The following is a 24,493-nucleotide window of genomic DNA, read 5'->3' as shown; positions in this document are numbered from 1 at the left end:
ATTGGTAAAGTAATTTTGATTTTTATTAAAGATTTGATTTTAACTGGAAGCCTTAACTTACATTAAGTTGTTTATTGTTTTTTCTTCAACAGAAGCTACTTATTCAATTTCTTCGAAATGATTTATATTTATCAAAATGAAATTACCCTTATTCGAACATTGTTTCCAGCAAGTATTTTCAAAACACTGTAGTTATTCTGAAAAAATCTATCATATAAATTCGGTTATAACGATTAACTTTCTGAATATTGCTGTCAATTACAGAATATACCGGCCATAACTAAAAAAAGCTGTCTTTATCAGACAGCCTTTAAAACTAATTAAAATAAAAAAATGTATGTTAAAGTTCATATTATCCTTTATTGGGGTTCAGGACTCATAATCACTTCAACACTACTAGAACTATCCAAAACGTGCTTACTAAACTGCTGAATAGTTTTCTGATTAATTTTAGAAATTATATTTTTATATTCTTCATCCTGCAAAAAAGGAATCTGATTTAAACTATTGTTATACAGCGTGGTGTTCCAGAAAGAATTGTTTTTAAGCGATTCTTCTCTGTTTTTTAAAAGCGCTTTTTTAATGTCTTCCAAATCATTTGCATTAACCGGATTCGATTTTAAATCGTTTAATTCTTTCCAGACAATCTGCATCAATTTTTCTTCTTTTTCAGGATTACAGTCAAAAGTAAGTGCAAGACTAAAAGTTGGCTCAGGAATTAACTCAAGATTACCTCCAACGCTTACCCCGTAACTGCCCCCCTCTTCTTCTCTGATGGTCTGCAGGAATCGTTTTGATAATATTTCCCCAATAACATACATTGACAAGGCATTTTCTTTGCTGTACGCTGTCTTTCCTGTTAAGTTTAGATAAACAGTGGTCTTAGGAACTTCCATTGGGCGTTTAAAATGAACAACTGTTTTTCCCTTTTTAGGTTCAATGTTATGATCTACAAAATTTTCTTTTAAAGCTGGATTTGATTTTAAATTCCCGATGTATTTCTGAATTAATTCCAATCCGGATTCCGGAATATTTCCGACAAAAATAAACGTGAAGCCAGCCGCGTTTTTAAATCGGTCACGGTATATGTTTTCCGCTTTTTTCAGATCAATCGTCTCCAGAAATTTATCGTTGAAGAGAAAAGTTCTTGGATTATGATTCGAATTTGCCAAATCAATACTGTCTTTAAAAGCGCTTCCGTTATCTTTTTTGATGGTTTCCATGCGATTTTTATATTGTTCTTTCAGGATACTGAAAATATTCGCATCAAATCGTGGCGCTTCAAAAGAAAGATAAAGCAATTGCAGCATGGTTTCAAAATCGGCTTTGTTTGAGCCTCCCTGAAAACCCTGCGTGTTTGCACCAATAAAGGGAGCAGACTGTGCTACTTTGCCAGTTAGTTTTTCTTTTAAACCAATATTATCAAAATTTCCAAGTCCGGAAGACCTTGCCAGTGTTGTTGCAATTTCTGCAGATGTTAAATCTTCTGTTTTCACCAAAGATTTACCTCCTCTTGAAAAAGCAGAGAACACAATCTGATCTTGTGAATAAGTCGTTGGAAGCACAACTACTTTTGCATCATTTGCTAAAATATAACCTTTTGAGTCTTTTATTCCGGCTACTTCAAATGTTTTTTTGATGGCAGCCGTTTTTAATTCTTTTTCTATTAAAGGCGCATTATTGACTTTTTTTGTATAAGGTTCCAAAGTCATCCTTTCCACCTTTTTCATCACATTTACAATAGCATCTTTTGTTGGGAAATCATTTTTGTTCTGATCTGAACCAGTAACTAAAACTACCTGATTTGTTGGTTTCTGAATCGTTTTTATATAAGCGTTCAATTCCTCCAATGAAAGGCTTTTTATAATACCCACAATCAGTTTATAATCCTCTTCAGGCGATTGAAATGGTTTTGCTTTTAAGAAATAATCAGTGAATTTGCCTGCCCATGTTTCATTATCAATTTTATCTTTATTACTTATAAAATCATCGTATGAGCTTATAAAAAGTTTTTTGGTCCGGTCTAATTCGGCTTGTACAGCACCAAAACGTTTTAAGCGTTCTGCTTCTTCAAAGGCTTCTTCAAAGGCTTCGACAGTTTTACCTTTTTTGCCTTCGGCTGAAATATTAAATGAAGTGTTGAGTCTGGAAATAGGTGCAAAGTAACTTTGAAAGTTTAGACTAGCACTTTGGTTTTTTAATAGTAATTCTTTTAAACGATTGTTTAATATGCTGGTATAAAAAGAGTTCATAGCATTTTTACGGCTTACAATGCTGTCTCTTACCAAAGGTTCATCCAGAATATATCGTAATGTAATTAAAGTTGAAGAAGCTTCTTTATCAGCGGCCGTTCCAAAATACAATTCATTATGCTTAGGAATTTCAAAATAGTTTCGTTCTGCCGGTTTTTTCGCAAGCGGAATACCTGAAAAAATATTTTTCACCTTTTCTTCCATGGCTTTCACATCAATATCGCCCACTACTATGACAGCCTGCAAATCGGGTCTGTACCATTTTTTATAATAGTTTCTAAGTTCAGTATATTTAAAGTTATTGATAATATCTAAATCGCCAATTACATCGCGTTTTGCATATTTTGAACCTTTGTATAAAACTTGATCTGTTTGCATTTTTAAACGAAAACTGCTTGTGCGTCTGGTTCTCCATTCTTCTCTGATAACGCCTCTTTCTGCATCAATCTCTTCATCTGTTAAAGAAAGAGAACCAGACCAGTCATGTAAAACCCAAAGGGTAGAATCGATTAGTTTTTCGTTCGTAACAGGAACAGAACTAATGTTATAAACTGTTTCGTCCTGAGCTGTGTAAGCATTGATATCTTTACCAAAACTTACGCCATTTTTTTCCAGCATTTTAATGATTCCTTTACCTTTAAAATGTTCTGTTCCGTTAAAAGCCATATGTTCGAGAAAATGGGCTAATCCGTTTTGATTGTCATCTTCTAAAATAGCGCCAACATTCTGAACAAAGTAAAAACTCGCTCTGTCTTTTGGTTCTTCGTTATGCAGGATATAATAGGTTAAACCGTTTTTTAATTTTCCGGTCGTAACATTTTTATCCAGCGGAATTGTGGTTTTGAATTGAGAAAATGCTCCGTGAAAAGACAGCAGCAGAATCCCAATGATGATATTTTTTTTAGTCATTTTTTTTGTTTTTTTATCCAATTGATGCCGTTAAAAAAGTCAGTTAGGTTATTTTTTGATTGGGAGCAAAAAATAAATGGTTATCTCATTTCCAACGACACCAAAAGGTGATTTTATCTTCTGTTTCTTCTAATTAAAATAAAAGCACCACTCAATATGATCAATAAAGGAAACAGTCCGATGAAGACAATTTTACTGATAAAGACCTGATTAGATGTTATCGTTAGCTTTTTATCAATGTTTTCAGGACGCGTTGTATCAATTGGAAATTCATAATTGCTAAACCAGCTAAAAATATCGGTTACAAACTGAAATGTTCCAGAACCGCCACGGCTCAACTCAGCATTCCCCATAAAATCTGCATCTCCGGCTACAATTATCTTTTGGGATTTCCCCTTACTGTTTCTGGTTAAGGCTGCCACTAAAGGAACTGATTTTACAGAAGGCTGATTTTTCAATTCCGGTGAAACCGATGGTATTCCCGTCTGAGATTCCCAGGCCGGTTGGTTATTGGTTTTTAAAAGCGGGGTTACTTTAAATCCTGTATCCTTAATTATTTTGATCCCGCTGCTTCCTAAAAGCGGAATTGGGCTATTATTTGGATTAGGGCTAAACTTAATTAAAGCCGGATCAATATTTCTTTGAAATTCCGTAACCAAATAATCCGGTGAATTGATTTCACTTTCCTGTACCAATGTCTGTTTGGTAAAACCAATACCTAATTTATCGGTAATGGCAGCCAATGCCGAATTCGTTTCAGGTTCTGCTAAAAGCATTAAATTTTTACCTTCGTCGATATATTTAGAAATTCGGTCAATGGCACCCTGGCTTAATTGTGTTTTTGGATCAGCAATAATTAAAATATTGGTGTTTTCCGGAATATTCTGTGCATTAATATCTACAGAAGCAACATCAAATCCCTGATTGATTAAAGAAAATCTGAAAGTAATTTCATTGAATCCTGTCTTGTAATTTTTATCTCCGTTTTTGTCAACGCTTCGTTCCATGTTTCCGGTTGCAAAAACAATTTTAGGAGCAGGAACTATTAAACGTTTTAAGGCTGCAGAGATTTCTCTTTCACTAGGAGCTTTGAACATGTCATCATACATTCTTAAAAATGTTTTCTGTCCATTATATTCTACCGTTCTCACTACACGATTTTGTTCAGGACCTAAATCGATAATTTTCTTAATTTCTGCTGGGGAATATATTTTTTTTATCTTTAAACCCTGTGTTTCAATCATTTTATCTGTCAGCTGCTTATCATTTAATCCCGGATTCTGGGCATATAAAGCTTCATTGTTTGAGGTATCGTAATAGTAGACATATTGCATCTCTATCTGAGGTAAAAATCGTGTATATTGCTCAAAGCGGGCCAAGTCATAATTTTGCGAATAGGGCATAGCCATGGCATAGTTTATATCTAATAAGTTAACATAGGTTACTATTTTAACCGGACCCTCTATTTTTTTGACTATATCTAAACTTGCCGCCGTAAGGGTCCTGTCTTTAGTGCGGGTCATATCATAGTACAGTGTAAGTGATGCTCTTGATGTAATATAACCCAATGCCAAAACAACGGTTATTAATGCAGTATACTTAGCAACTCTTTGCCCCATAGATTGTGCGTCTCGGCCAGTTTGTAATTTATAGATACTCAGTCCAATAAAAAGTGTACTAACCAAAATAAAGTAAAATATATCTTTACTAATTAAGAGTCCTTCCAGCATTTCATTGGCACGACCTGAGATAGAAAGAAAATAGGTAATATCCTTTACAAACTCGACATCCTGCCATAATTTTCCAATAAAATTTAAGCCTGCCAAAACCACCAAAGTACTGATGGCAGCCACCACCTGATAAGAAGTCAAACAAGACATAAAAAGACCAATAGCAGCATAGGTACAAACCAGTAAATACAAGCCGATGAGACCTGAAATAGTAAATTTTAAATCTAAATTATCAACAGAGAAATAAGCAATTACTACCTGCAATCCTAATATGACCACAAAGAGCGAGCAGTAAGCTGCAATGGCGAGGTACTTCCCTAATACGATTTCCTTGATTTTTATTGGAGAAGAAAACAGTAGTTTTATAGATCCGCTGTTAATTTCACGACTCACTAAACCCATCGTTAATAACGGAACATACAGGTATAAATAAGTCTGCATTTCTGTAAACAACCCCATAAACCCTGAAAAAATAACGTGAGACAAATTGTTCATGTCATTGCCTAATTTTTGCGATTTTTCAAAACGTTCAATTAATTCGAAGAATTTCCAGTTGGACTGAATGGAAAATATAACTAAAACGACCCATGCAACAGGCGAATAGAACATGGTGTTGAGTTCTGTTTTAGCGATTCTGTATATTGTTTTCATTTGTTTTTTTTTAAGAAAGAATAGCGTTTTTAGAAGGTGCTTTTTTAGACAACTGAGCGAAAATTTCATCAAGAGATACCTTTTCAAATTGAATTTCCCGTAATTTCCAATTATTAGAAACGCTCAGTGCTACAATTTTTTCTGCCACTTCCTGTGTTCCTTTAAAAGTAATTTGTACTTTTTTAGAAGAAAGATAAACTGCCGCTGTGACTTCATCGATTGCAGTTAAGGCCTCGATTGTTGGTGGATTTTCGAAACTTGCCGTTAATTTGTCAGCTTCTATATAATTATTGAAAGCATCCAGCGTATCTGAAAAAACCATGTGTCCGTTCTCAATCATTCTGATGTCCTGACAAGTTGCCTGAACTTCAGACAGAATATGTGAAGAAAATATTACGGCTTTATCTTTAGCGATTTTCTTGATTAAGTTTCTGACTTCTAAAATTTGGTTTGGATCTAATCCGTTTGTTGGCTCATCTAAAACTACCAGTTTTGGTTCGTGAATAATGGCTTGTGCAATTCCCACACGCTGTCTGTAACCGCCAGATAAGTTTTTTATTAATCGGTTGCTGAAATGTGCAATACCGCATTTTTCTTTGGTTTTTTCAACAGCACTATGCAAATCTTCTTTTTTAACATGACGCAATTCTGCACAGTGAATCAAATATTCGTTTACTGTTAAATCTAAATGCAAAGGTGGTGTCTGTGGCAAAAAACCAATTAGTTTTTTAGCTTCAACAGGGTTTTCTTTCAGGTTAATTCCGTCAATAAATATATTTCCGTGGGTTTGGTTTAAAACGCCGCAAAGAATATTCATCGTAGTTGATTTCCCAGCACCGTTAGATCCTAAAAGACCTAAAATTCTGTTTTCTTTGATTTCAAAACTGATATTTTGTATTGCCCAATCCTTGCTATATTGATGCGACAAGTCCTCAACTCTTACAATTGTTGTTTCCATAGTGTTCTTTAAATCTCCAGAATGCTTCATAAAAAAGCATTCCGGAGTAAATTTTTAAATGATTTAGTTGTATCCTAAGTTTTGAGTAAGGAAAGGATTAGAGCGTCTAGCAGAATCCGGTATAGGGTACAGTTTATCGGTTCCAGCCCATATTTTTCCGGTAATTGCTCCTAAAACCTCGTCGGCTTTTCCGGTTCTTTTAAGATCGAACCATCTGTGACCGAACTCCGTAAAAAGTTCGCGTTCTCTTTCTAAGGCAATTAAATCCAGTAATTGATTCGGATCTGTTAAAGTAGTGTTGTCTAGTAAAGCTCTGTTTCGGATTACATTAATATCTTGCTGAGCTCCGGTAATATCATTTAATTTCACCCTTGCTTCGGCCCTTATCAAATACAGTTCAGCTAAACGAAGTACTGTTGAACGTTCTACAGGAGTAGCAACAAATGCATTTTTATATTTTCTTGGTGCTAAAAATGTAGTTCCGGTAACAGGATCTGTCCAATTCGTTTTTCTGGCATCGCCTGTTTCAAACAGAGTAGCCCCTTTTCTAAGTATATATTTTCCTCCCGAAGAAAACAAAGCACCACCTTCGTAGGAATAAGCTGTATTGAAATAGGGAATTTGCAGGATTGATTCTGTATTGTCAGCAATAAAAGGACTGTTATTAGCTGTTAATCCGGTAATGATTTTATAAGTACCGTTTTCACCAATTACTGAGCTGGCATGAGCTGCAGCTTCTGTCCATTTCCCTAAATAAAGATTTACTCTTGCCAATAATGCTTCAGCTGCCCATTTTGTAGCTCTGATACGCAGATTACCGTAGTTGCTGTAATTAATAGGAAGATCATTGGAAGCTTCTGTTAAATCCAGCAAAATCTGAGTATAAATTTCAGTTTGAGTATTTCGTGGTGCTAAAGCCGTTTTGTCTACATCTGTAGTTATAATCAAAGGAACATCGCCCCAGAAATTAGTCATATAAAAATAACAATACGCTCTTACAAATTTTGCTTCGGCGATCCAGTGCTTCTTTTTGTCAGGACTAAGAGTTGTACTGGCCTTTAGACCTTCAATTGCTTTGTTTGCATTGTATATGGTTTTGTAAAAATCTGTCCACATTGCACTTACAGAGCCATCTGTTTCTATTATTTCATTTGTGGTATAAACATCTGTAAGCTGAGATCTTAATATCAGTTCATCTGATGTTTCTCCAGGCAAAGCGTGAATGTTGCTAACAAAACTTAAACCCGTTACCATACTCTGGTAAATGCCGTTTATAGTAGCCTCGGCAGTGACTTCTGAAACATAAATATTTTCAGATTCCATCTGTTGCTTAGGGATTTCAACTTCAAGCATTTCATCACAGCCCGTTAATCCCAATAAAAGAAAAAACGAAAATATATACGTGTATTTTATAGAATTATTTTTCATGTTTTTAGATTTAAAATGTTAACTGAGTTCCAAGCGTCACAGTACGTAAGGGAGGTAAATTTAAACCTTGCGTTTCAGGGTCAAACCCTTTGTATTTGGTAAACGTTACTAAATTTTGGCCTTGTAGTGAAACACGAATATTCTGTATTACTTTTTTAGTACTTTCATTCAAAGGAATAGTGTATGAAGCACTTACATTTTTTAGTTTAATGTAAGATGCGTCTACAACTGTAGCTGTTGATCCTAAGTAATTAAAGAAACTCGACTGATAATTTGAACTCAACACATTTCCCTGAGCCAGATAATCCCTGTATTCATCTACCTGATAATTAGCAAGGCCGTACGGATATCCTGGCTGTACACCAATGGACGACATCAAATTTCTTCCATCTTGTTTTACAAATTGAAATAAAAAGTCAAGTGCAAATCCTCTGTAAGAAATTGAGTTTGAGATTCCTCCATAATAGTCCGGATAAGTAGGCCCTTGGTATTTTCTATCTCCAACGCCTGTATCTGCAAATCCTGAAGAAATTCTTCCATCACCGTTAACATCTTCAAATTGCGGAATACCAGCTGCATTGACACCTGTGTAATTCAACAAATACAAACTATTTAATGGATTCCCTACTACATATGTACTGAAATATGACGACGTTTCTATATTATGAAAAGAAACCAAAGTATTCTTATTTTTAGAAATATTAAACGAAGTACTCCAGTTCAGGTTTTTATTTCGAATATTAGTCGTGGTTAACGTAAATTCTAATCCTGAATTTTCAACTTTAGCACCTAAGTTTGCCTGATAACTAAGAAACCCTGCTTGTGGACTAAGCGTATACGGAACTAATTGATTGGAAGAAACGTTTTTGTAATAGGCCGCAGTAAAAGAGATTCTGTCTTGTAGGAAACCCAAGTCTAATGCCGCTTCAAATTTATTGGTAATTTCCCATTGATAATTTGGATTTGCAATTCGGGCTGATACCATAGCCGAATTTCCAACGCCATAAGTACTGGTTTGATAAGTCGAAGCATAACCATAATCGCCGATATCATCACTACCGATTTTACCGTAACTGGAACGAATTTTACCAAAACTCAACCATGAGTTGTCTTTTAAGAATTTTTCTTCTGAAAAAACCCATGCGCCACCTATAGATCCAAAATCGCCATAACGCTTGTTTTCTCCAAATTTTGAAGAACCATCCCTTCTAAAGGTTACGTTAAGAATGTATTTATTTAATATATTATAATTTACCCTGCTAAAAAGAGAAACATATTTATATTCAGATGAACCGTTAAAAGAAGTTACATTTCCTGCAGAACCTGTAATCCCAATAAGGTTATCAGAACTGTATACTGATGAACTTACGTAAGAAGGCATTTCTGATTTTCTGTTTTGCCAAGAGCCTCCAACCAAGGCAGTAAGATTACCTTTCCATAAAGAAGTGGCGTAATTTAATTGCGGTTCAAACGTAAAATTATTCGTGTTGTTTATAGAAAGAGTATAAGATCTTGACGCGTTAAGTGAAATATTATTAGCTGTGTAATACACATTGTTCATACCTGATGAAGGTAAAAATTGTTCAGAAGTCGATTGTGCTCTTCCATATCCTAAATCGGTTTTAAGAGACAATCCCTTAGCCAGATCCAATGTAGCACTTACATTTGTAATTAAATTTGTTCCCTGATCTTCTACTCTTCTGGTAAGGGCAGCAATTGGATTTATGGCACTGTTATAAGTAGGAGACCAATAATAGGTACCGTCAGGGTTATAAATAGGGTGATTTGGTGCCGTATTTACAGCATAATTGGTAATGTCATAAAATGGCAGTTTATTTTTATCCGAAGCAAAAATAACAGAAGCTCCTATCTTTAGTTTTTTGTTTAAAGTATAATGATTTACATTAAAATTGGTAGAAAATTTATTGTAACCAAAATCTCCTGGTAAAACAGTATTTTCGTTATGATAGGCAGCACTTAATAAAAAATTAGTCGTGTCGTTCCCTCCTTTTAAGCTTCCTGAAAAATCGTTAAATGTTGCAGAGCCCCCTATTAATTTTTCCTGCCAGTCCGTATAAGCATTTGGATCAAAATCCGTAAGAGCTATTCCCGTGCTGGAATTACTTGGATTTGCATTTGCATTGGTTAACGCTGTACGAAGCATATTTAAATAAGTAGCTGTATCTAAGGTTTTTATCTTATGCGCCACATCAGATATACCGGAAGCAGTATTAACAGTAAATTCCGTTTTTCCGGCCTCTCCTTTTTTGGTGGTAATCAGCACAACACCATTTGCACCTCTCGAACCATATATCGCAGTAGCATCTGCATCTTTCAAAATTTCGATACTCTCAATATCGTTTGGATTCAGAATATTTAACGGGCTTGATCTTTTTTGCGCTCCTCTTATTACTCGATCTGACTGTACCTGCTCTTTTATGTCGTCTGAAATATAAGGAACACCATCGATTATATAAAGAGGCAGATTGTCTCCTGCAATAGAATTTCGACCACGAATACTGATATTCATATTACTTCCCGCATAACCAGAAGTCTGAGAAACAAAAACTCCCGGGGTTCTTCCTTGTAAACTTTGAAGAATATTAGTAATTGGCTGTTTTTCAATATCCTGAGAAGTAATTTTAACTACTGATCCGGTAGAAGTTCTTTTGGTTGTAGTACCATAACCAATAATGACCACTTCGTCCAGTTTGGCTAAATCGGGCTGCATTTTAATAGTAACAGTTGTTTGGTTTTCAACCGTAATTTCTTGTGTTTTATATCCTAAGTAAGATATTCTAAGCACGTGTTTTCCTGATGATAATTCGATTGAAAACTGCCCGTCAAAATCAGATATACCGTGCTTATTGCTGCCTACAAGCAAAACACTAACACCCGGTAATGGCAAGCCATTTTCATCTAAAATTTTCCCGCTTAGGTAATAATTAGCTTCGGCGTTATTTGAAGTATTGCTATTAATTTCTGATTTAGTACTTTCTTTTTTATAAACAATAACATTTTGATCTACCTGTTTATACACTAAATTACTGCCCTGAAAAACAGAATCCAGAATATCACTTACAGAGCGCCTTCCCTTTTCTGTACTAATTTTTGGAAAATTATTAATGATTTGCGGCTGATAAGCGAACAGTAATCCTGTTTTCTTCTCAATTGTCTTTAGCAGGGTTTTAAGATCCTGATTATGAAGTTCAATATCTACTGATATCGATTCTAAACTCTGACCGCTCATTTCATTGGCAAGGACCATATGCGTGCCACAGGTCAATAAGAAAATGTGGAATAGACTGATTCGCATAATTGTAATGGTTTTTTTTGAAAAGCCGAATAACGAATTATTCTTTTCCTTTTCAAACATGGTTGTTTTACAGCGTAATTTCATAAATTTGCTTGTTTTTTAATGGTTACTGGAATTAATTATTAAGAATCTTGGCCATCTGGTGTAGGAGCTGGATGGCTTTTTTATTATTTAATTGGTTAGTTTCTGTTTCGTATTTATCTGGTTTTAAAAATTAAGTTTTGTTTACTCACACCCCTTACCATCCAGAGTAATCACTCCGTTTTCATTATGGTAATTCGTTTCAATAACACTGCATATAACTTTTAGAACGTGATCTAAGTCTTCTTCGTTAAGAAAGCTGGCCGTTATTCTGCAGTTTTTGATTTTTTCATTCGATAATAAAATTTTGACCTTATATTTTTCAGAAATCATAGTAACTGCCTCTTTCATGTTCAGGTCATCCAGAATAAGGTAATTACTCTTCCATTCTACTGCAATTGCAGCATTCACATTATTTTGTTCATGAACTAAAGTGCTTTTATTTACTACTATTTGCTGATTAGGAGTAATGATACCATATATCCTATCTAAATCTCCAACCTGAACTTTACCACGTGTTACGGTAACTTGTATATTTTTTGAAGATTTATAGGCATTAATATTAAAGGCAGTTCCTAAAACTTTTGTTTGTACTTTACCTGTATGTACGATAAATGGTTTAGTTATATTTCGTTTAATATCAAAATAAGCTTCTCCTGACAAAGTTACCTCTCTTGTTTTATCATTAAAACTATCCTGATTATATTGCACGCTACTATTTTCATTGAGCAAAATCGTACTTCCATCAGGTAAATGAATCAGCTGTTTTCCACTAAATGCCAACACAGGACTTCTTTCCTCTGACTGTTCTACAGTATCAATTTTTAAATAATCTGGCGAGCTTTTATAAAAGAAAATATTTCTAACTGCAAACAAGACAGTAATTGCTGCCGCAATAGCTAATAAAGTACGTAACGTCTTTTTAGATGATTTCTCTCTAATCGGAATAACTTTGACAGAAGAATCAGAAAGGATATAAGTAAGGATATTATCTCCTTTTTCTTTTTCTAAAAATGCTAGGTCTTTATGATCTCTCAATAAGAAACTGATTTTTTCTTGTATGAAATCATCATGCATGCCATTTCTTATCATTTCCATAAGCTGCTGTTCTTCTACTTCAGACAATGTATGCTGTAGATAACCTTCAAATAATTCTTCAAATACTTTTTTATACATTTTTGAGTATTATAAATTAATAGTAGTTTTTTTAAATGGTAAACCTGGGGAGTTTAGAATTTATTATTTTTTTTTACAAAAACCTCTAAAAACAGGGGGCAAACCCAAAATAAATAGTGTTCTTTATTATAAAGACGATTAAAAAAGAGGGAGGGAGTAGTCTAAAGTGAAAAAAAAATGCAAAAAAAATAAAATGGGAAGGTTCGATACTAATGTTTAAGCAAAAACAGATAACAGAAGAAACAAAAGAATTGACATGAACATATTCATGTAAGGAGAAATTTTAAAACGAACAAACTTCAGGGCCTGAGCCATGTGCTTTTTAACCGTTTCTGTAGAAATACCTAATGTTTCACCAATTTTTTGGTGGCTTAACCCCTCCCATCTTGCCATTTTGTAGATTTTTTGCTGCTGAGGGGGAAGCTGTTCAATTATTTGATTTAAAATAATATTATACTGATCATCTTTAATAGCGTTATCAGCATTATCCGAAGCTGCATTTTTATAATTGATATCTGTTGACAAAGCAGCTTCTCTTGCTATTTTTTTAATCATATCAAAAATATGATTGCGGGAAATAATAAAAAGATAATTTTCAAGATTTGTTATTTCGGCTAAATTTTCATGATTTTGCCAAATTTTTAAAAAGACATCCTGAACAGCTTCTTCAGCTAAAATTTTTGATTTTGTAATTTTTAATGCGGTAGAATAAACAATATTTTTATATTGGTTATATAATTTTGTAAATGCCAGTTCGCTTCCCTGAGATAACTCATGAAGGAGTTTACTTTGATCTAAACTTGAATTTGATGGCATTTGTAAATTTGTTTCGAAAACACAATATTATTAATTTTTTAAACAATCGCCTCATTTAGGTTCAAAAAAAACGAATAAATATTGTTTTAATAATTATTTATAAGAATATTTGCTCTTTCTTGATAAAAAAAGCAAGCGCTTTAATGATCTTAAAAACATACTATTATTAACTTAAAAAATTGATCTTTTAGTAGTTTTGATGCAAACTACAGGTAATAAAACTTGATTATGGATTAGCTCTGGTTATACATTTATTGCATTCTCTTATACTAATATAGTATGATTATTTCATAAATAAAACAGCCTGTCTCTTTCAAAACAGGCTGTTTGTAAAAAAAAAATAAACTAACACACAAAACTTAATCGTATCTGAAATTTTGATCAAATTCTTTATTATCTATAACCGATTGCGGAATTGGAAATATTCTTCTAAAAGGTTCAGTAGCTGGTTTAGCAGTCCCTGACAAATCAAATTTTCCAAAACGTATCATCTGTGGTCTTCTGTATAATTCCCAATACAGTTCGAAACCTATTTCATTATATAAAACAGTTTCGTCTATAGACGTTAAGGCTTTTCCAGCTGCATTACCATATAAAGATTCTCTCTTTCTGCTTGTACGCAGTTTATTAAGGTCATCCATTGCTAAACCATTACTTCCTTTTCTGAAATAAGCCTCTGCCCTCATGGTGTAAATTCCGCCTAAACGATATAACGATATATCAACATTACTGGAACCATTTCCTTCTTCAGGATCAAATTCATATTTAAAAATACGAGCTCCCTGATTGATTTCGTTTTGAGCAAAAATAGCCTGAGCTGGATTTTGAAAAGTTAAAGATGGCGTAAAATCCATTCGGGTTGTGCTGCTTTTTTCCATATATAACGGAGACACTTTTATACGTCCGTCAGCAGTCATTTCAAAAGCTGCCGAAGTCAGTAATTTTGGTCCATACTGCGGTCCGGCCATAATTCCTCTGTTAAAATGAAACCAGGGTTTATTATCACTTTTAGGAACGATATCTGTTGCAGGAACACTAACATCAGTACCATCATTCATAAACCAGGTACCATCAGCATACTGATAAGTTCTGTGAAATCTTGGGTCATCATGATTTCCGTCCCAGGTTGCGTAAAATTCAGGAGTTGTACAGGCCGCATTTGTTCCTCTGTTTGCAGCAGAAACCCTTTGGTTACGCTCCATACAAACGTAGGCAAAACTGTTAGAACCATTACGGATATAGTCGATCTTTTGAGCGATAGCAAAAATAAGTTCCGATCCGTTGTTGTTATCCATATCAAAGTTCTTGAAATAATTACTCTCTAAAGCAAATTTCCCTGAGTCAATTAATAATGAAGTATAATAAATAACACGATCCATATCAGTTCCTGTACCGGTTACGGCAGCTTCATTAAAATTGAAATTTGAAGCTGCATTATAACGGTCTTTTAATACGGCACGGTTTAAATACATTGTACCTAAAAAAGCATAAGCGGCTTGTTTTGTAAAACGTCCGTGATAGGTACGCTGTTCTCCAATATTAGCCAAATCCGGTATCAAAGCTTCGACATCTTTAATCAACTGATCAATATGAGTATCTGCTTTTAAAATTTGTAACGGCGCATTTGGAGTCAATGGATCTCTATAAGGTGCTTGTCCGTATAAGTCTAAAGTTGAGTAGGTATAATACGCTAAAAGTGCTTTTGCTTCAGCCAAAAATAACTTCTTATCAGTTATCGTACTTTCTTCGATAGACTTAATTGCTGTTAAAGAACGTGTAATTCCGTTTGTTAATAAATTCCAGCCATTTCCAACAACAGCATTATCAGATTTCCAGGTAAACTCGTGCATGTCTCTCCATTTTCCTCCATCTCCCCAGTCGCTTCCGCGTGTTGGTAAAATAGCTTCGTCTGTAGTGTATTCCTGTAAAGAAAATACACCTCCATGATCTGTAAAAGTTCCGTCTCCTAATCTGTCATAAGCTGCGGCAAGTGCTCCCTCTGGATTAGAAGCCTCTGCTCCTAAAACTTCATCCAAAACAACCTCATCAAGATCTGTACAGCTGTTTAAAAGAAATATAAAAGTGAATATTGTTATAATTTTTATACTAAAAATAGTTTTTGTCTTCATGATAATTATAATTTTAAAGTTGCTCCAAAGCTAAAAGTCCTGGAAGTTGGGTAAGCAGCATAATCAATACCTATAGATTGGTTGCCACCGTTTGATTTCGGACTGTTAATCAAAGGATCGTATCCGGAATAATTCGTGATCGTGATTAAATTCTGACCTGTTACATAAAGTGTTAATCCGTTTAGCCAGCTTACACTTTTTAAGTCGAAATTATATCCTAAACGCGCTGTATTTAATCTGATAAAATCTGATTTTTCTAAAAACAAAGTAGATAAAATTGGTGAGTTTGCAGGATTCGCACCCGATTCATAATATCCTGAAGCCACGTTTCTATCTGAAGCTAAGTTGTTAATATTTAAAGCATTTAATCCTGTATTATTCAACAAATAACCTCCTGTCTGACCGATTATAGAAAATGACAGACTAAAGTTTTTATATTTCATATCAGTATTAAACCCATAGTAAAAAGTAGGCAGAGCCCCTTCGATAATTACCCTGTCACTGTTATCAATTTTTCCATCATTATTGGTATCTCTGAAAATGTTACCTCCATTTTCATCAAAACCAATATGCTCTAACAAATAAAATGATCCTGCTGCATAACCGCTTTTGTAAATATTTGCATTCACTCCGGATTGTCCCGGTCCTGAAATAGTTCCTGTTAAAATTTCTGAAACCGGCAAGTCTTCTATTTTATTTTTTAAGGTTGCACCGTTCATATCGATATTCAGGCTAAAATCTTTTGTCTCTATTAATTTTGAACCGAACATAAACTCAAAACCTTTATTAATGATCTTACCCTGATTAATATTCGTCCAGATCGTTGTTGTTGGACTCAATGATGGAGAAGGCACATTTAATATGGCATCAGTAGTTGTTTTGTTGAAATAATCAAAAGTTCCGTACAGTTTATCATTCCATAAACTAAAATCTAAGCCTAGATTGTATTGTGTTACAACCTCCCATTTTAAATCAGGATTTGCTGTTCTGACTACAGAAACTCCATTTACCAGATTCAGATCATCATACAAATAATATCCATCAGCACCCGACAAAGAATAACTTGCTTTTGTTAATTTATTTTCCACTTCCTGGTTTCCTGTTTGTCCCCAACTTGCTCTTAGTTTTAAGTTGCTTAATTCCTTTACATTTTCTAAGAAACTTTCTTTAGAAACATTCCATCCCAAAGCAAATGAAGGAAAGTAACCGTATTTATTATTATCTCCAAAACGGGTAGAACCGTCTGCTCTCATGGAAGCTGTTAAAAGATATTTATCATTAAAAGTATAGTTTAGTCTTCCGAAATAAGACTGCAATTCATTTTCCTGAGCATAACCTGTTGTTCCTGATTGTGTTCCCTCAAAACCCGGATTAATTGAAGGTTTAACACCAACGCCCTGATCCGTAATTCCGTCTATACTGAAACTTGTTCCGGATCTTTCAAATTTTTGGTACGAGAATCCTCCTAAAACTTCAAACTTGTGTTTATCCACCAATAAATTATACGTAAGATAATGCTCAATCAAAGAGTTTTTAGAATCCAGATTATTCTGTACATATTTTCCTTTCGGATTCAAATCGGTTAAGTTTGGATAAATTGTAGTATTACGTTCAGCTGTTGAGCGGTCGATACCAACGTTTAATTTGTACTCTAATCCATTAACAATTCGAAAAGAAGCCTCTAAGTTTCCTAAAACTCTCAAAGTGCGTGTTTCATCCTCGTAAATACTTAATAAATAGGCCGGATTATAATGCGCATTCATGTTAAAATTCGTGTAATTACCATCAGCGTCAAAAACAGGTCTTGTTGGGTTTGCCATCAAAGTATGTACGATCAATTGTCCGTTTGAACCTCCATCATCACTGGTCGGAACTCCATTATCTTTTGTTTCACTGGCTGTAAGATTCATTTTTAATTTTAAACGTTTGTTGTCTAAAAATGACTCAGCAGCATTAATTCTACCTGAAATGCGTTTGAAATTACTGTTATTAATTACCCCTTCCTGATCCATTTGGGCAAGAGATGCATAATAATTTCCTGAATCTGTTTGTTTTGCAAAAGACAAAGCATTATTTGTAGTAATGGCTGTTCTGTAAATTACATCCTGCCAGTCTGTATTTCCTCCATGGTCAAATGCCGGATCTTTAATAGCGTTTCTGTATTGGTCTGCACTTAAAACATCCAGTTTATTAGCTACTGTTGCAACTCCTAAATACGAATCAAAAGTCATCGTTCCCTCGCCTTTTGATCCTTTTTTTGTTGTAACCAATACAACTCCATTAGATCCTCTTGCCCCGTAAATTGCTGCTGCAGAAGCATCTTTTAAAACGGTAATCGATTCAATATCACTTGTATTTAAAAAGTTTAAAGGATTTTTTGCAGCCGAAGTTCCAAAACCAACATTAGTCCCCGAAGGACTCACATCATCATTAGATAACGGAACACCATCAACCACAAACAATGGGGTACTTCCGCTTCTGATAGATCCAACTCCGCGAATGGTAACATTTACACCTGCTCCCGGCTCTCCGCTTGTATTGACAACACGCACTCCGGCCACTTTTCCCTGAATTAAATTATCTACAGAAACATTCACTCCCTGTTTAAAATTTGCAGCTTCTAATTGTGTTACAGCTCCGGTTACATCTTTTTTAGACTGTTTTCCATAACCTACTACCAAAACTTCGCTTAATTCAGATGTGTTTGGTTCTAACTGAATTGTCATAAAACCCTTTTGAGCCACAACGGTTTTCATTTTATATCCTAAATACGAAATCTCAAGATTTCTTCCTTCTTCAACCGTAATTTCGAATTCTCCGTCAAAATTACTGACAGAAGCATTTTTGGTTGTTGCTTCTAAAATGCTTACACCAGGCATTGGCACACCATTTTCGTCAACAATTTTTCCTTTTACCCTAATCTTATCTGCAGCTTCATTAGTCTTTTTTGCGGGAACTGTTTTCTGAATTAGAACTAATTTTCCGTTAATGTTATAATTAAAATTGGCTTTTTTAGAAAGATCGCTTAAAATTACCGCTATAGATTCGTCGCTGTAACTCACAGAATAAGTAGTATTATCTACAATAATGGCTTGTCCGTAACTAAACTTGTAGCCTGTTTGCTCGCTAAGTTTTGAAAAAATAGAAACTAATGTCGCTTTTTCTACTTTATTTTTTACATTTGATTTTTTAAGATTGGTGATACTGTAACCGCTTTGAACGGACAATAGCGCCAGAACTAAAAAGAAAGTGCTCTTTAGAAAATTTAAATTGATTCGTTTAAAATACATGATTTAAGTTATTGGTTTTTCGATACTTAATTATTAATCGCAGTTGTTCTCAGCAACTGCTTTTTTTTTGATTTTAGTTCACTTTTACTGTTTCGCCATAAACATTAAATTTTAGGTTTGTGATATAATTTATTTGTTTCAATATGCTTTCAAGAGAAGCTTTCTTGTCGATAAATACAGTAACCGGAATACTAAAAACCTGCTTATTTTCGCATTCAAATGTTACTCCGTATTTGTATTGTAAAACCGTAATTACCTGTTTCAGGGTCGCTTCATTCATAGTAATATCCGTTGTATACCAATTCATTGCCAATACTTTATCTACAGGAAGTCGGGTTAGCTTTTCACCCAAAAACAAAGCCTCTTCATACGGAATCAAATCGACACTTTGTCCTTTTGAAGAAACATTTACTCTTCCGGTTACCACAATTACTTCACATTTTGATTTTGACATTTGAATGTGAAATGAGGTTCCCAAAACCCTTGTTTTAATTTCTCCTGAAGTAATAATAAAAGGATGCTTTTTGTCTTTTGCCACTTCAAAAAAGGCATTTCCTTTTAATAGAGAAACTTTTCTCTCCTCTCCTTCAAATTTTTCAGGATATTGAAATAATGAATTTGCTGCCAGATAAATTTTCGAGCCATCACTTAATTTGATAGACTTGGGGACATCTGACGTTTTGAATGTGAGTTGCTTTTCATTAACAACCTCTGGTTTGAATAAAAATCCTAAACCAACAAGAAAAAGAATACTGGCAGCAGCTATATATTTTAAGTACGGTTTAAAGGTTTTCTTTTTTCCTATTCGGAATTGAATTCCTTCATATATATTTTCAGAAACTTCATTTGAATTTCCCATTACATTTTCATCCCATTTAAAATTTTGATATTCGTTTAAAGCAAAATCATTCAGCAAATTTTCTTCTGCTTCAGTTGCTTTATTACGCATACTTTTATCGATAAGATATTCTAAACTATGTTTTATTCTTTTTACCATAATACGTATTGTTATCTATAAGTACCGAAAATCTAAAATCGTACTATCATGAAATATTATGAAAACATGAACAGAAAGTTATCTTAAAAGTTTTGATGAAAAATAATAAATGGGGCAAGCCAGGCCAGGTCTTTCAGGCCTTCCCGCAATTGTTTTAACGCTGAAGTTATTTGGTTTTTTACGGTTTGTTTTGATATTCCGAGCTCATCAGCGATTTGATCAATTGTCATATCCTGCATTTTATACATCAGCAAAACCTCTTTTCTTTTTTCGGGAAGTTTGTCTAATAATGAATAAATTAAATCCATAATCTCAGGATCAATCGTAGCAAAATGATCAATTACATAATCTTCAAATTTATCTTCCAGTATCGTCTTATCAAATCTATTATTCTGATAATGTTTAAAAACCTGGTTTTTTACTGCTCTGAATAAATAAGGTTCTATGGCGTTTATATCGATATCACTTTTTCTTTCCCATAAATCGACAAAAACATCCTGGACAATATTCTGTGACAGGTCGTTATCCTGAGTCATCGTATACGAAAAGGCAGTCAGCTTTTTCCAGTATTGGGTATACGTTTTTTCAAAAGTTTCAGGATTATTCATAAGTTCTTGAAGTAGTATTTAGTGGTGTAAATTAATAAAATGTAATACCATTGTTTTTTTCCTGAAAGTTATCTTTAAATTAAGGAATCTATACTTTTGCTTTATTAATACTACTTTTTCAAGACAAAAGTTACAGCCTGTTTGCTATTTCTTTTTCTTTATCTAACATAAAAATCATATCTTGATTTTAATTTAGTACTCTCGAAAAACAACAAAGTTCACCTGTCTCGTCCTCACTCCATTTATCAATTCCTATTTTCAAAATTTATGAAACAAATTCTGTTTACATTTTTAATTACTATAACTGTAATTTTAAATTCAAATGCACAAAGCGACGATTTAAAAATCAATCAACTACAGGTTATTGGCTCACACAACAGCTATAGACACGCTATCGAAAGTGATTTGTACAATACTATTCAGGCAAAAGATACTTCGCGTTCTTTAAAAGGGCTGCAATACACGCATATCAGCCTTACAGACCAATTAAACAAAGGCTTGCGTAATCTTGAAATTGATGTTCAGGCTGATCCTAAAGGCGGAAAATATGCGCATCCAAAAGGTTTGGATATCGCCAAATCTGAAGAAGTCTATGATTCGAATGGAGAAATGAAAAAACCGGGATTTAAAGTATTCCATATGATCGATATTGATTTTAGAACTTCATGTTACACTTTACAAAATTGTCTTGCAGAATTAAAAAAATGGTCTGATGCCAATCCGGATCATGTTCCTGTTTTTATTACACTTGAACCAAAAGATGACGACAGTTTCTTAGGCACAAAGGCAGAGAAATTTACACCTGAATTGTTCGACGCTTTAGACAAAGAACTTCGCAAAGGTTTAGGAAATAAGTTAATTACCCCAGACATGGTGCGTGGAAAATACAAAACGCTGGAAGAAGCGGTTTTAAATAACAACTGGCCAACGCTGAAAAATGCAAAAGGCAAATTCTTATTTATTTTAGATAATAACGGAGCCAAAAGAGATTTGTATGCTTTGAATCATCCATCATTAAAAGGCCGTGCTGTTTTTATCAATGCTGAGCTAGGAAAACCCGAAGCAGCGACTTTATTCAGAAACAATTCTGAAGATTCGACAATTACAGATTTAGTTAAAAAAGGGTACATCATCAGAACCAGAGCAGATTCTGACACGAAAGAAGCCCGTGCTAATGATTACAGTCATTTTAATGCTGCAAAGGCTTCAGGGGCACAAATCATTACAACTGATTATTATTTGCCAAGTACCTTTTTTGATTCGCCTTATGAGATAAAATATGATGATGGGAGTTATGCGAGAACTAATCCGGTAAATGGAGGGAAATAGTTTCAGGTTGTACTGAATAAAATTTAACCGCAAAGAACGCAAAAGTTTTTACCTAATTTGTGGTCATAAAACGCAAAGTTCGCAAAGCTTTATTAATAAAACTTTGCGAACCTTGTATAAATCTTAGCGCTCTTTGCGGTTAAATTATTTCAATCCCTCAATGACGCCATTCTTCAAATCTACACTAAAATGATCGGCAGGAACTTCGTGCATGAATTTATTGAATATAATTAAAAACAAATGCAATTGGTTTTGCAGCGGTTTCTCTTTTGAATTATCCTCTTTATGATTTTCGAAGAATGATTGTGTTACTAATTTATATGCTTTGGCTCTATTTTGACCAACATCGGTTAAAGCCAATTCATCAGCACTGCGGAAACGATAGAAATCCACCAGAAAATCATAACCTGTCCAGTTAAGATCTTCCTTTTTAAGTTTGTTTTTGGCTAAAATTTTGTTTGACTTTTGTTCGGATTCTACCCATTCTTTTTTTAAGGTTTCTTTATTTTTCAGAATATAATCAAAATCTTTATCTGCTTGAATATTCGCCAAAATAAATAAATCGTAACCGGAAATTTTCAAGAAAAAATCTTTGAACAATGAAGGCCAATCATCTGATAAAAAGCGTAAACGTACTAATTCTTTCAGGTGAAAATCGGTAAAATCGTGGTAGTTTTTAGTATCTAAAATAGCTTTGTTCCAAATATCCTTAGTTTGCTGACTCTCTAAAAACTGATATTCCATTTTATACAAATCAAAAAGTTCGTTATAACGTTTAACTTTATCAATTGCGATAGTCTGAATATCGAGCAGATTGTCTTTCTTAATTGTCAATAATTTATAAGCCGGAATATAGGCTGCCAAAGATGGTGTTTGTATATTGACCAAAGTATTTCCTTTTGCTGTTGTACGAATTCCGGTATCGTTAATATGCATGTGCCCGCCAAAATGAATTTTCAATCCGGCATCTGCAAAGGTTTGCGCGACTTCTTCAACAGGAACTCTGTTCAATTGCCATTTGTTTGGCCCTAATAATTCTTTTATTTCCTCGGAAGCGTCATCATTAAAATCAATCATCGGAAAATGGCTAAAAGCAATCAATGTTTTGCCCTGTTCTTTGGCTTGCGCCGAAATGTTTTCGACCCATTTTATCAAATGCTTTTTATTCGAAAGCACATTGTTATAACCTGTACTCGCTTCCGAATAACTTTTAGAATTTTTAGGATCTGCAGCATTTTTCTTCGGAATATAAACATTCCCATCAATCGCCATTAACCAGAGTCCGTCAATGGGTTCAACTACATAACTTGCATCCGGAACTTCGTAACCCGGCGCAACATCATAAACCCTGTTTGATAATTTTGCAGCTTCAGAGGCTTTTTCAAAACTATAATCCTGATTGGTATACGTCGAAAAAGGTGTTGCCCAGAATTTATATTTTTTATTCGGACAAAAACCAAAGTTTTGCAGACCATTCGTGATTCCTAAATACCCCATTTTGGCAATATCGCCCGTTACCACAACAGGATTTTCGGTAATCAAATTCGGTTTATATATTCCTTCTTTACTGAAAATAGGCTGACTTTTACCAGATTCTCCCAGAAAATCTTCTTTACCGGATTCTTGTGCAAAAGGCCCAACGGGGTCGTGGTTTCCGGTTGTGATGAAAAATTCAATACCGTATTTTTTTTGATACTGATTGAGAATTCCTTCTAATCCGCGAACGTGAATGGGCTGACCGTCATCTGTATAATCACCCGGAAGTGCCACGTATTTGACCTTTCGCTTTGCAATATCATCCAGGGCAGCAATAAAAGCAAAATAGTTTTCATTAAATATTCTCGTTGAATGCAGTTGAGAAGCCATCGTTCTCAATAAAGTATATTGTCCTGTTTTCGGATTTAAAACACCCTGATAATCACTATCTGAAAACTTTCCAAACAAATCCTGTAAATGCACATCCGATAAAAAAGCAACCTGAACGCCATCGATTTTGGACTGTTTTTGTGCTGAAACAATGCTGGTAAAAAAAATCAAAAACAGTAATACTAAACAAGTAGCTTTGCTTTTTTTATTTGGAAATATACTTTTTAAAATCATAGGTTAATCTATTACAAATTAAGTTTTATAAGACTGGATTGTCTTTCTAAAAATGACTTGCAATTTTATTGATTTAAACCTGAAAGGCATTTACCTTAGTGTTACGGAATGATAAAATTTTATGCTTTCTGAATAATGGTTGTTTTATCATTTTTTTTGTCAAGTTCACCTATAAAAACAGAAGTGATATTTTAATTTGGAAGGTTTGATCTGTCCAAGGGAAAATAATCTCATTTATTAAGATTATTGATCAATCTTAGATAATCCCATTAAATCCAAAAATATTCATAGATCCTTTTTTTTGCATATCAGCGATTGCATCTTGCAAACCATTTTCAAGGTTTTCTGTAAGTGAATGTAAAATATGTCTTAAATCTTTATAAGTATTTGGCTTTACAAAATAACCAATAGCACCCAGACTAGAAGCCGTTTCAATATCCTTTTTATGGGAAGATGTTGAAATCATAATGACAGGTATGTCTTCATATTGCTTATCCTTTTTTAATAATTTCAGACAGTCCCAACCATTCATGACAGGCATGTTGAGGTCTAGAAAAATAAGCTTGGGCTTTTCATTTAGTCCGGTAAGTAACTTTAATGCTTCTCCACCATTATATGCAGTATAGTATAGTATATTTTCATCAATATCTGTTAATGCCTCACAAAACAATTCTGTGTCGTCTGTGTCATCATCTGCCAATAAAATTATTTTTTTATTCATTT

The 24,493-nt window shown here is 34.1% G+C and carries 14 protein-coding genes; 1 reads left to right on the top strand and 13 read right to left on the bottom strand.

All coding sequences use genetic code 11. The annotated features are described in order from the left end of the window. Positions 1-359 precede the first annotated feature (359 nt). The 11 genes from ACEN2I_RS01890 to ACEN2I_RS01840 form a co-directional block, all read right to left on the bottom strand. Positions 360-3,161, bottom strand: a complete 2,802-nt coding sequence (locus ACEN2I_RS01890) for a M16 family metallopeptidase (RefSeq protein ID WP_441764423.1) — start codon at positions 3,159-3,161, stop codon at positions 360-362. A 113-nt stretch (positions 3,162-3,274) separates the two neighbouring features. Beyond that, positions 3,275-5,542 (bottom strand): Gldg family protein, encoded by a 2,268-nt coding sequence (locus ACEN2I_RS01885; protein ID WP_441764422.1) that lies wholly within the window; start codon positions 5,540-5,542, stop codon positions 3,275-3,277. A gap of 10 nt (positions 5,543-5,552) precedes the next feature. Further along, positions 5,553-6,500, bottom strand: a complete 948-nt coding sequence (locus tag ACEN2I_RS01880; protein WP_441764421.1) for an ABC transporter ATP-binding protein — start codon at positions 6,498-6,500, stop codon at positions 5,553-5,555. A gap of 63 nt (positions 6,501-6,563) precedes the next feature. Next, complete coding sequence (locus ACEN2I_RS01875; RefSeq protein WP_441764420.1) at positions 6,564-7,928, bottom strand: RagB/SusD family nutrient uptake outer membrane protein; 1,365 nt, start codon at positions 7,926-7,928, stop codon at positions 6,564-6,566. Between the two features lie 10 nt (positions 7,929-7,938). Next, positions 7,939-11,328, bottom strand: coding sequence for a TonB-dependent receptor (locus ACEN2I_RS01870; RefSeq protein WP_441764419.1), 3,390 nt, complete (start codon positions 11,326-11,328; stop codon positions 7,939-7,941). Positions 11,329-11,469: 141 nt separating this feature from the next. Continuing rightward, positions 11,470-12,501, bottom strand: a complete 1,032-nt coding sequence (locus ACEN2I_RS01865; RefSeq protein ID WP_441764418.1) for a FecR family protein — start codon at positions 12,499-12,501, stop codon at positions 11,470-11,472. A gap of 216 nt (positions 12,502-12,717) precedes the next feature. After that, the gene (locus ACEN2I_RS01860) at positions 12,718-13,317 is read right to left on the bottom strand and encodes an RNA polymerase sigma factor (RefSeq protein WP_441764417.1); all 600 of its coding nucleotides are present in this window, start codon (positions 13,315-13,317) and stop codon (positions 12,718-12,720) included. A 359-nt stretch (positions 13,318-13,676) separates the two neighbouring features. Next, a complete protein-coding gene (locus tag ACEN2I_RS01855; protein WP_441764416.1) occupies positions 13,677-15,446 on the bottom strand; it encodes a RagB/SusD family nutrient uptake outer membrane protein in 1,770 nt (589 codons plus the stop codon). 5 nt (positions 15,447-15,451) lie between these two features. Next, positions 15,452-18,736 carry a SusC/RagA family TonB-linked outer membrane protein gene (locus ACEN2I_RS01850; protein ID WP_441764415.1) on the bottom strand — a complete coding sequence of 1,095 codons (3,285 nt, stop codon included), beginning with the start codon at positions 18,734-18,736 and terminating at the stop codon, positions 15,452-15,454. 73 nt (positions 18,737-18,809) lie between these two features. Further along, complete coding sequence (locus tag ACEN2I_RS01845) at positions 18,810-19,733, bottom strand: FecR family protein (protein WP_441764414.1); 924 nt, start codon at positions 19,731-19,733, stop codon at positions 18,810-18,812. An 83-nt stretch (positions 19,734-19,816) separates the two neighbouring features. Beyond that, positions 19,817-20,341, bottom strand: a complete 525-nt coding sequence (locus tag ACEN2I_RS01840; protein ID WP_441764413.1) for an RNA polymerase sigma-70 factor — start codon at positions 20,339-20,341, stop codon at positions 19,817-19,819. 267 nt (positions 20,342-20,608) lie between these two features. On the opposite strand from ACEN2I_RS01840, the gene ACEN2I_RS01835 reads away from it, so the two are divergent. Continuing rightward, positions 20,609-21,670: a phosphatidylinositol-specific phospholipase C1-like protein gene (locus tag ACEN2I_RS01835; protein WP_441764412.1), complete on the top strand. Its 1,062-nt coding sequence runs from the start codon at positions 20,609-20,611 to the stop codon at positions 21,668-21,670. Between the two features lie 144 nt (positions 21,671-21,814). Here the strand turns inward: ACEN2I_RS01835 and ACEN2I_RS01830 are convergent, their stop codons facing one another. Continuing rightward, a complete protein-coding gene (locus ACEN2I_RS01830; protein ID WP_441764411.1) occupies positions 21,815-23,770 on the bottom strand; it encodes a metallophosphoesterase in 1,956 nt (651 codons plus the stop codon). A gap of 256 nt (positions 23,771-24,026) precedes the next feature. After that, entirely contained in the window at positions 24,027-24,491 is a 465-nt protein-coding gene (locus ACEN2I_RS01825) for a response regulator (protein ID WP_441764410.1), read from the bottom strand. Between the last annotated feature and the right edge of the window lie 2 nt (positions 24,492-24,493).

Source organism: Flavobacterium sp. W22_SRS_FK3 (assembly GCF_052113665.1).
Taxonomy (GTDB): Bacteria; Bacteroidota; Bacteroidia; order Flavobacteriales; family Flavobacteriaceae; genus Flavobacterium.
The sequence above is the reverse complement of the archived record's forward strand: the minus strand, read 5'-3'. Positions and strand labels throughout refer to the sequence as shown.